The following is an 8,696-nucleotide window of genomic DNA, read 5'->3' on the forward strand; positions in this document are numbered from 1 at the left end:
AGCCGGTATAGGTCCATTGCGTGCAGCCGGCGGCCTCGAACTCGGGCACGCTTTGCTCGTCGGCCTTCAACAGCAATTCGCCACGCAGCACGATGGCGACGATGACACCGTCGAAATAGATGCCCTTGCCGCCGAACAGTTTTCGGATGCTGACCGGGCCGAGGCCTTCGAACAGTTCGGCGATGCGTTCATTGTCCATGCCGCGATCATGTCACCGGCGTTTGGCCTTGTCATCGCCGCAACCAAAATCATGCTGACAGGTTGTGTGAGGTCGATCGGAGTTCCCGCTATGCCCGTGCTGCTCAAAGGCTCCTGCCGCTGCAATGCCGTCCGTTTCGAGGTGGAGAGCCACACGCCGGCGCCATTCATGCTGTGCTACTGCTCGATCTGCCGCAAGCAGCAGGGCGGCGGCGGGTTTGCCATCAATCTCGGTGCCGACAACGAAACACTGAACATCAGGGGCAAGCGCAGCCTCGGCGTCTTTCGGGCGGAGATCGAGGACGACGAGCATCCGCATTGCGAAATCTCGACCGGCGAGCGCAATTTCTGCAAGAAATGTGGATCAGCCCTTTGGCTCTACGACCCGACATGGCCGGAGCTGGTGCATCCCTTCGCTTCGGCGATCGACAGCGATTTACCCATTCCGCCAAGCAAGGTGCACCTCATGCTGAAATACAAGGCGAACTGGGTGGAGCCGGTGGTTGGCAAGCATGACAAGGTCTTCGACGTCTATCCCGAGGAATCGATCGCCGACTGGCACAAGCGCACGGGCATGTGGGTGGATTAGCCCCGTAAACGGGCGAAGGAGGGTCAGGCGGAGGCGCGTGCCTCTGCCAGCGCCTTCAGGTCGGCCGGCTTCAGTTCGACGGATTCGCCGCAGCCGCAGGCCGAACTCTGGTTCGGATTGTGGAAGGTGAAGCCGGTGCGCAGCGTCGTCTGCTCGAAATCCATCTCGGTGCCGAACAGGAATAGCGCTGCCTCGGGCGCCACATAGACATGCGCGCCGTCGCGCTCGATATGGTCGTCCTTGGTATTGGGCTCGGTCACCAGATCGACCGTATATTCCATGCCCGCGCAGCCGCCCTTCTTGATGCCGAGGCGGATGCCGTGCGCATTGTCACGCGTGGCGACAATCTCGCGCACCCGGTCGGCGGCCTTTTCGGTCATCGTGATGACGGCAAAGCGTCCCATTCTTTTTCCTTCCATTCCATGCAGGTTCAAGGCCTGCCGAATGATTCCTCACCTAAAATGGTGAAGTTTTACCCCTGGCGCAAGTATGCCAGGCCCAACGCTAGTACCAACCCACCGCGACCTGCGCCTCTTCCGACATGCGGTCGGCCGACCACGGCGGGTCGAAGGTCATGTTGACCTCGACGCCGGACACGCCTTCGACGGCGCCGACGGCATTTTCGACCCAGCCGGGCATTTCGCCGGCGACAGGGCAGCCCGGAGCGGTCAGCGTCATGTCGATCTTGACCGAGCGATTGTCCTCGATGTCGATCTTGTAGATCAGGCCGAGCTCGTAGATATCGGCCGGGATTTCCGGATCGTAGACCGTCTTCAGCGCCGAGACGATGTCGTCGGTCAGCCGCGCCAGTTCGTCGGCTGGAATGGCTGATCCCGAAACCAGCGTATTGGGCGCGGTTTCCGGAGTGGTCTCGGCAGCGATGCTTGCATCATCCATGGTCGTCACCCAAAAAACTCGTCATCCGAAGAATTTGCGCGCTTTTTCAAGCGCCTCGGCCAAAGCGTCGACTTCGGCCCTGGTATTATACATGCCGAACGATGCCCTGCATGTGGAGGTTACGCCGAAGCGTTTCAACAGCGGCTGGGCGCAATGCGTGCCCGCCCGCACCGCAACGCCCTGCCTGTCTATCACCATCGACACGTCATGCGCATGAATGCCTTGCAGTTCGAACGAGATGATGGCGCCCTTGCCGGGCGCATCACCGAAGATGCGCAGCGAATTGATGGAGCGCAGCCGCTCATGCGCGTAGTTCTTGAGGTCTTCCTCATGGGCGGCAATGCGCTCGCGGCCGATCGTTTCCATATAGTCGAGCGCGGCACCCAGCCCGATCGCCTGGACGATCGGCGGCGTGCCGGCCTCGAAGCGGTGCGGCGGCTCGTTGTAGGTGACGATGTCTTCCGTCACCTCCTCGATCATCTCGCCGCCGCCCATGAAGGGCCGCATGCCAGCGAGAATGTCCTTCTTGCCGTAGAGCACGCCGATGCCCGACGGGCCATAAACCTTGTGCCCGGTGAAGACGAAAAAGTCGCAGTCGAGATCCTGCACGTCGATAGGCATATGCACGGCGCTCTGACTGCCGTCGACCAGCACCGGAATTCCGCGCGAATGCGCAATGCGCACGATTTCCTTGATCGGCGTCACAGTGCCAAGCGCGTTCGACATGTGGGTAATGGCAACGAGCTTTGTCTTGCTGGTCAGCCGCTTTTCAAATTCCTCGATGTGGAAGACGCCGAGATCGTCGACCGGCACCCAGACCAGTTTGGCGCCCTGCCGCTCGCGGATGAAATGCCAGGGAACGATGTTGGAGTGGTGCTCCATGATCGACAGCACGATCTCGTCGCCCTCGCCGATGTTGGGCATGCCATAGCCATAGGCGACCGTGTTGATGGCCGAAGTCGTGTTCGAGGTGAAGATGATGTTGTCGGTGCTCGGCGCATTGAGGAAGCGGCGCACCGTCTCTCGCGCCTTTTCGTAGGCATCGGTCGCGGCGTTCGAGAGAAAATGCAGGCCGCGATGGACGTTGGCGTATTCCTGGGAATAGGCATGCTGGATTGTGTCCAGCACCGCCTGCGGCTTTTGTGCCGAGGCGCCATTGTCGAGATAGACCAGCGGCTTGCCATAGACTTCCCGCGACAGGATCGGGAAATCGCGGCGGATCGCTTCGACGTCGTAGAAATCTCCGATCTTGCCCGGTGCGTTCATCAAATCACCCGTGCGCCGCGAACCAGCCGTCGAGCCGCGCCTCCAGCGCTTCGACGATTGCCTCGTCGTCAAGTTCCTCGATCACCTCGGCGACGAAGGCCTTGACGAGCAAGCCCCGCGCGCTTTTCTCGTCGACGCCGCGCGCCATCAGGTAGAACAGATGGTTATGGTCGATCTCGGTGACCGTCGCGCCGTGGCCGCAAATCACGTCGTCGGCGAAGATTTCAAGCTCGGGCTTGGTCGAGAACTCGCCGTCGTCCGACAGCAGCAGCGTGTTGCAGGCCATCTTGGCGTTGGTCTTCTGCGCATATTGATGGACGTTGATGCGACCCTGGAAGACGCCGCGCGCCTTGCCCGTCACCACGTTGCGGATGACTTCCGTCGAGGTCGTGTGCGGCACGGCGTGGTCGAGCACCATGGTCACGTCGGTATGGGTGTCGCCGGCCAGGAGGTTGATGCCGCGCAGCTTGAAATCGGCGCCTTCGCCAGTCGTCCTGACCATGATCTCCTGGCGCACCAGTCTGCCGCCGGCGTTCATGACAAACAACGTCAGTTTCGCATTCTTGCCGATATGGGCCTTGAACTGCGCCAGATGCGCCGCCGTTTCCGGCTGCTCCTGGACGATCAGCCACGTCACCTCGGCGCCCTCGCCGAGCACGAGCTGGCTGACCGAGCTGCCCAAGGCAGCGCCGTCACCCGTCTGACGTTCGACGATGACGGCCTTGGCGCCGGCGCCGACACGCACTCGCAGGCGCACATGGGTCTGGCCGCCAGCCTGCAGGTTCTGCAGCTCGACCGGCTTTTCAAGTTCCACACCATCGGCGATGTCGACAAAATACCCGTCGGCGACGAAAGCCGTGTTCAGCGCGCCGATGGCGTCGTCGCTGCCATAGGGATCGAGCCCAGCTGCTGCGCTGCCGTCGATCAGCTTTTCCGACAGGCGCTGGAAAGAAACGCCTTCAAGAACCGGCACTTTGGCGTCCGACTTGCCGTTCAGGATCGACACCACGGTGGAACCGTCGACGATCGGTGCAACGGCTTTGGCCATGGCGGCGGGGTCGAAGTCCGGCACGGTATTCAGCAACCGGCGCAGGTCGGTGTAATGCCAGGATTCGACACGCCGCGTCGGCAGGCCGTGCTTGATCGTCTCGATGGCGTCGTCGCGCTTCAGCATCACCGCGCCGTCACCCGGCAGCAGCGACAGCCGGTCGCCGAACGCGTCGATCAACGCTGTCTCGGCCGGTGTCCGCTGCGGTTGTGTGTGCATGTTCATCGGTATTACCTCTGGCATCTCACGCGGCTTCGCCGATCACGCCGGCATAGCCATTGGCTTCCAGGTCGAGCGCCAGCGACTTGTCGCCGGACTTGATGACCTGGCCCTTGTAGAGCACGTGCACGGTGTCGGGCACGATGTGCTCAAGCAGGCGCTGGTAGTGGGTGATGACCAAGAACGCCCGGTCCGGCGCCCGCAGCGCGTTGACGCCGTCGGACACGATCTTCAGCGCATCGATATCGAGGCCGGAATCGGTCTCGTCGAGCACGCACAGTTTCGGCTCCAGCAGCTTCATCTGCAGAATCTCTGCCCGCTTCTTCTCGCCGCCGGAGAAGCCGACATTGAGCGGCCGCTTGAGCATCGCCATGTCCATGCTGAGCGAGGCGGCGGCTTCCTTCACGCGCTTCAAAAATTCCGGGATCTTCAGCGGCTCTTCGCCACGCGCCTTGCGCTGCTCGTTCATCGCCACTTTCAGGAATTCCATGGTGGCCACGCCCGGTATCTCCATCGGATACTGGAAGGCGAGGAAAATGCCTGACGTGGCGCGCTCGGCCGGATCCATTTCGAGGATCGACTGGCCGTTGTAGAGGATGTCGCCTTCGGTCACCTCATAGTCCTCGCGGCCGGCGAGGATGTAGGACAGCGTCGATTTTCCCGAGCCGTTCGGCCCCATGATCGCGGCAACCTCGCCGGCTTTCACCGTCAGGTTCAAGCCACGGATGATTTCGGTGCCGTCATCGACGATGCGGGCGTGCAGGTTTCTGATTTCAAGCATTCTTGTTTCCTGAATATTTGTCCGGTCAGCCGACCGAGCCCTCAAGGCTAATCCCAATCAGCTTCTGCGCTTCGACGGCGAATTCCATCGGCAGCTGCTGGATGACGTCCTTGACGAAACCATTGACGATCAGCGCAATTGCTTCCTCTTCGGGGATGCCGCGCTGCATGACGTAGAATTTCTGGTCCTCGGAAATCTTCGAGGTCGTCGCTTCGTGCTCGAACTGCGCCGTCGAGTTCTTGGCTTCCATGTATGGCACGGTGTGCGCGCCGCACTGGTCGCCGATCAGCAGCGAGTCGCAGTTGGTGAAGTTGCGGGCGTTGGTCGCCTTGCGGTGCGCCGAGACCTGGCCGCGATAGGTGTTCTGCGAGAAGCCGGCGGCGATGCCCTTGGAGATGATGCGGCTCGACGTGTTCTTGCCGAGGTGGATCATCTTGGTGCCGCTGTCGACCTGCTGATAGCCGTTCGATACCGCAATCGAATAGAACTCACCTTGGGAATCGTCACCGCGCAGGATGCAGCTCGGATATTTCCAGGTGATCGCCGAACCGGTCTCGACCTGCGTCCACGAAATCTTCGAGCGGTCGCCACGGCAGTCGCCGCGCTTGGTGACGAAGTTGTAGATGCCGCCCTTGCCCTCGGCGTCGCCGGGGTACCAGTTCTGCACCGTGGAATATTTGATCTCGGCATCGTCGAGCGCTACCAGTTCGACGACCGCCGCGTGCAACTGGTTCTCGTCGCGTTGCGGCGCCGTGCAGCCCTCGAGATAGGAGACGTAAGCCCCCTCCTCGGCGATGATCAGCGTGCGCTCGAACTGGCCGGTGTTCTTCTCGTTCATGCGGAAATAGGTCGACAGCTCCATCGGGCAGCGCACGCCCTTGGGCACGAAGACGAACGAGCCGTCGGTGAACACAGCCGAATTCAGCGTGGCGTAGTAATTGTCTGAGGTCGGCACGACCGAGCCGAGATATTTCTTCACCAGCTCCGGATGCTCGCGGATGGCTTCCGAGATCGAGCAGAAGATGACGCCGGCCTGCGCCAGCTCCTTCTTGAAGGTGGTGACGACGGAGACGGAATCGAACACGGCATCGACGGCGACGCGGCCCGATTTGTAGACATTGTCGCTGACTTCCTCGAGTTCCGAGGCGTCGGTCTTCTGCACGCCGGCAAGGATTTCCTGCTCGCGCAGCGGAATGCCGAGCTTCTCGTAGACCTTCAAGAGTTCGGGATCGACATCGCTCAGCGAAGTCGGGCCGGGCGTGCTCTTGGGCGCCGCGTAGAAGTAGATGTCCTGGAAATCGATCTTGGGATAGTGGACGCGCGCCCAAGTCGGCTCGTCAAGCGTCAGCCAGCGGCGATACGCTTCCAGACGCCATTCCAGCATCCAGGACGGTTCGTCCTTCTTGGCCGAAATGAAACGGATGATATCTTCGCTGAGGCCCTTGGGGGCCTTATCGACAGCGATTTCGGTCTGGAATCCGTATTTGTATTGGTCGACGTCGATCTTTCGGACCCGATCGATCGTGTCCTGCACAGCAGGCATAAGCGTTCTCCATCCACGCCGGGGTCAAGGCCCGACAGTTTTCAAACTATGGCACCGCCAAAAACGAACCCCGAAGAGGTGCTCGCGGCAGCGTAAGTTTAATATAGTGCGCTTCGACCGGGAATTCACCCGGCCAGCATGAAACGCACGGCTCTACCAGGCCGAAAGGCCCAAATTCGTCCAACCGCTACGCGGCCCGTTCTCTATCCGCCCTTCGTGCGGCAATACCCGCAAGCGCGGTGCGGAAAAGCTCAACGTCTTCCGCGCCGGTCGCCGGTCCGATCGACACCCGCAAGGCGCCGAGACTGTCACCGTAGCCCATGGCTTTCAGCACATGGCTCGGTCCGACCTTGCCCGACGAACAGGCAGAGCCGGCCGACAGCGCTACACCGGCCAGATCGAAGGCGATCTGCGCGGTTTCGGCTTTGACGCCCGCAATAGCGAAGAATGCCGTATTGGCAAGCCTTGGCGCACCGGTTCCAAAGATTTCCGCGTCCGGCACCAGCGATTTGACGATGGCCTCGATCTCGTCGCGGCGCTGGCGCACCGCATCCATGGCCGGCAATCCGGCAAGCGCCTCGCGTGCGGCGGCGCCGAAACCGGCAATGGCGGCGAGGTTCTCAGTTCCGCCGCGATGGCCCTTTTCCTGGCCACCGCCATTGATCAGCGGCTTCGGCATCATCAAATCGGAAGCCGCGACGATGGCGCCGACGCCCTTGGGTCCACCGATCTTGTGCGAGGACAGAATCAGATAATCGGCGTAACCCGCTGATAGATCGGTCGAAACACGCCCTACGGCCTGCACGGCGTCGACAATGAGGATGCCGCCCGCCGCCTTGACGATCGCGGCGATACGATCGATCGGCTGGATGACGCCGGTCTCGTTGTTGGCGGCGTGGATTGCGACCAGCGGCAGGCCCTCGCTCTTGTCGTGACCGCCGAGCGCCGACTCCAAGGCGCCGAGATCGGCAATGCCGTTGGCGTCGACGCCGATCCGCGTCACCTGCGCTGCGGGGAACCGTCCGCCGTTCAACAGGCAGGGATGATCGGCCTCCGACACGTAAAGCCGGCTCATACGCACCGTGCCGCGCCCCATCTGCCAGTCGGGTGACAGCAGCGTCGAGGCTGCTTCCGTGGCACCGGAGGTGAACACGACATGCTCCGCCTTGGCGTTGACTAGCGCCGCCACGTCACGCCTGACGGTCTCGATCAGGCGGCGGGCCGCGCGCCCCTCGGCGTGAACCGATGACGGATTGGCCGCGACGTCAAGGGCCGCGACCATAGCCTCGCGGGCCACGGCAAGCAGCGGCGCACTGGCATTGTAGTCGAGATAGGCGCGTATTCCGGCCATTTTCGTCCGTCAAATCCCGTCAGAAGCCATTCCGCTGTCGTATGGCGTTATTTCCTTGAAATTCCAAGGCGAGCCGTCCTATTTACGCGGCTTGCGGCGCGGGTGGCCGGGCTCGATGTCTTGCCACTCAGTTTTGAACAATTCTAAACTAGCTTCTAAGAAGACGCTCGCCCTGCGTCAAGGCCAGAGGAAACGTTCCAGGCACCGCGCGTTCGTATTACCAAGTGGAGTATTTTATGCCTGAGGTCATTTTCACCGGTCCTGCCGGCCGCCTGGAGGGTCGCTATCAGCCTTCCAAGGAAAAGAGCGCGCCGATTGCCATCGTCCTGCACCCGCACCCGCAATTCGGCGGCACGATGAACAACAAGATCGTCTACGACCTCTTCTACATGTTCCAGAAGCGGGATTTCACCACGCTTCGCTTCAATTTCCGCGGCATCGGCCGCAGCCAGGGCGAGTTCGACCATGGCACCGGCGAGCTGTCGGACGCCGCCGCCGCTTTGGACTGGGTGCAGTCGCTGCATCCCGATTCCAAGAGCTGCTGGGTCGCCGGCTACTCCTTCGGCTCCTGGATCGGCATGCAGCTTCTGATGCGCCGGCCGGAGATCGAAGGCTTCATTTCGATCGCGCCGCAGCCCAACACCTATGATTTCTCGTTCCTGGCGCCCTGCCCGTCATCGGGCCTGATCATCCATGGCGATGCCGACAAGGTGGCGCCGCCGAAGGATGTGCAGGGCCTGGTCGACAAGCTGCACACGCAGAAGGGCATCACCATCACGCAAAAGACCTTGCCCGGCGCCAACC

10 protein-coding genes are annotated in these 8,696 nt (G+C 61.7%); 2 read left to right on the forward strand and 8 right to left on the reverse strand.

Annotated elements, in window-relative coordinates; all coding sequences use genetic code 11:
* On the reverse strand, positions 1 to 199 hold a 199-nt coding region (locus EN984_RS13210), incomplete at its 3' end, for a TfoX/Sxy family protein (protein WP_164765464.1).
* Between the two features lie 90 nt (positions 200 to 289).
* Between EN984_RS13210 and EN984_RS13215 the strand changes: the two genes are divergently transcribed.
* The gene (locus EN984_RS13215; protein WP_127270730.1) at positions 290 to 787 is read left to right on the forward strand and encodes a GFA family protein; all 498 of its coding nucleotides are present in this window, start codon (positions 290 to 292) and stop codon (positions 785 to 787) included.
* A 23-nt stretch (positions 788 to 810) separates the two neighbouring features.
* On the opposite strand, the gene sufA is transcribed toward EN984_RS13215, so the two are convergent.
* From sufA to EN984_RS13250, 7 genes are all read right to left on the reverse strand, one after another.
* Positions 811 to 1,191 carry a Fe-S cluster assembly scaffold SufA gene (gene sufA / locus EN984_RS13220; protein ID WP_013532156.1) on the reverse strand — a complete coding sequence of 127 codons (381 nt, stop codon included), beginning with the start codon at positions 1,189 to 1,191 and terminating at the stop codon, positions 811 to 813.
* 100 nt (positions 1,192 to 1,291) lie between these two features.
* Entirely contained in the window at positions 1,292 to 1,684 is a 393-nt protein-coding gene (locus tag EN984_RS13225) for an SUF system Fe-S cluster assembly protein (RefSeq protein WP_127270728.1), read from the reverse strand.
* A 21-nt stretch (positions 1,685 to 1,705) separates the two neighbouring features.
* The gene (locus EN984_RS13230; protein WP_127270925.1) at positions 1,706 to 2,950 is read right to left on the reverse strand and encodes a cysteine desulfurase; all 1,245 of its coding nucleotides are present in this window, start codon (positions 2,948 to 2,950) and stop codon (positions 1,706 to 1,708) included.
* A gap of 4 nt (positions 2,951 to 2,954) precedes the next feature.
* The gene (gene sufD, locus EN984_RS13235; protein WP_127270923.1) at positions 2,955 to 4,223 is read right to left on the reverse strand and encodes a Fe-S cluster assembly protein SufD; all 1,269 of its coding nucleotides are present in this window, start codon (positions 4,221 to 4,223) and stop codon (positions 2,955 to 2,957) included.
* 19 nt (positions 4,224 to 4,242) lie between these two features.
* Positions 4,243 to 4,998 (reverse strand): Fe-S cluster assembly ATPase SufC, encoded by a 756-nt coding sequence (gene sufC, locus EN984_RS13240; protein ID WP_023810312.1) that lies wholly within the window; start codon positions 4,996 to 4,998, stop codon positions 4,243 to 4,245.
* A gap of 25 nt (positions 4,999 to 5,023) precedes the next feature.
* Complete coding sequence (sufB, locus tag EN984_RS13245) at positions 5,024 to 6,541, reverse strand: Fe-S cluster assembly protein SufB (protein WP_027037002.1); 1,518 nt, start codon at positions 6,539 to 6,541, stop codon at positions 5,024 to 5,026.
* 187 nt (positions 6,542 to 6,728) lie between these two features.
* Positions 6,729 to 7,892 (reverse strand): cysteine desulfurase family protein, encoded by a 1,164-nt coding sequence (locus EN984_RS13250; protein ID WP_127268784.1) that lies wholly within the window; start codon positions 7,890 to 7,892, stop codon positions 6,729 to 6,731.
* Positions 7,893 to 8,128: 236 nt separating this feature from the next.
* Between EN984_RS13250 and EN984_RS13255 the strand changes: the two genes are divergently transcribed.
* A partial coding sequence (locus EN984_RS13255) for an alpha/beta hydrolase (protein ID WP_127383776.1) occupies positions 8,129 to 8,696 on the forward strand: 568 nt, incomplete at its 3' end.

This window comes from Mesorhizobium sp. M7A.F.Ca.CA.004.12.1.1 (assembly GCF_003997835.1).
GTDB lineage: Bacteria > Pseudomonadota > Alphaproteobacteria > Rhizobiales > Rhizobiaceae > Mesorhizobium.

Bases quoted from the DNA above. Each gene is read 5' to 3' on its own strand.
- sufD (WP_127270923.1), bottom strand. From the start codon at position 4,223: ATGAACATGCACACACAACCGCAGCGGACACCGGCCGAGACAGCGTTG.
- EN984_RS13250 (WP_127268784.1), bottom strand. From the start codon at position 7,892: ATGGCCGGAATACGCGCCTATCTCGACTACAATGCCAGTGCGCCGCTG.
- EN984_RS13230 (WP_127270925.1), bottom strand. From the start codon at position 2,950: ATGAACGCACCGGGCAAGATCGGAGATTTCTACGACGTCGAAGCGATC.
- sufA (WP_013532156.1), bottom strand. From the start codon at position 1,191: ATGGGACGCTTTGCCGTCATCACGATGACCGAAAAGGCCGCCGACCGG.
- sufB (WP_027037002.1), bottom strand. From the start codon at position 6,541: ATGCCTGCTGTGCAGGACACGATCGATCGGGTCCGAAAGATCGACGTC.
- EN984_RS13225 (WP_127270728.1), bottom strand. From the start codon at position 1,684: ATGGATGATGCAAGCATCGCTGCCGAGACCACTCCGGAAACCGCGCCC.
- sufC (WP_023810312.1), bottom strand. From the start codon at position 4,998: ATGCTTGAAATCAGAAACCTGCACGCCCGCATCGTCGATGACGGCACC.
- EN984_RS13215 (WP_127270730.1), top strand. From the start codon at position 290: ATGCCCGTGCTGCTCAAAGGCTCCTGCCGCTGCAATGCCGTCCGTTTC.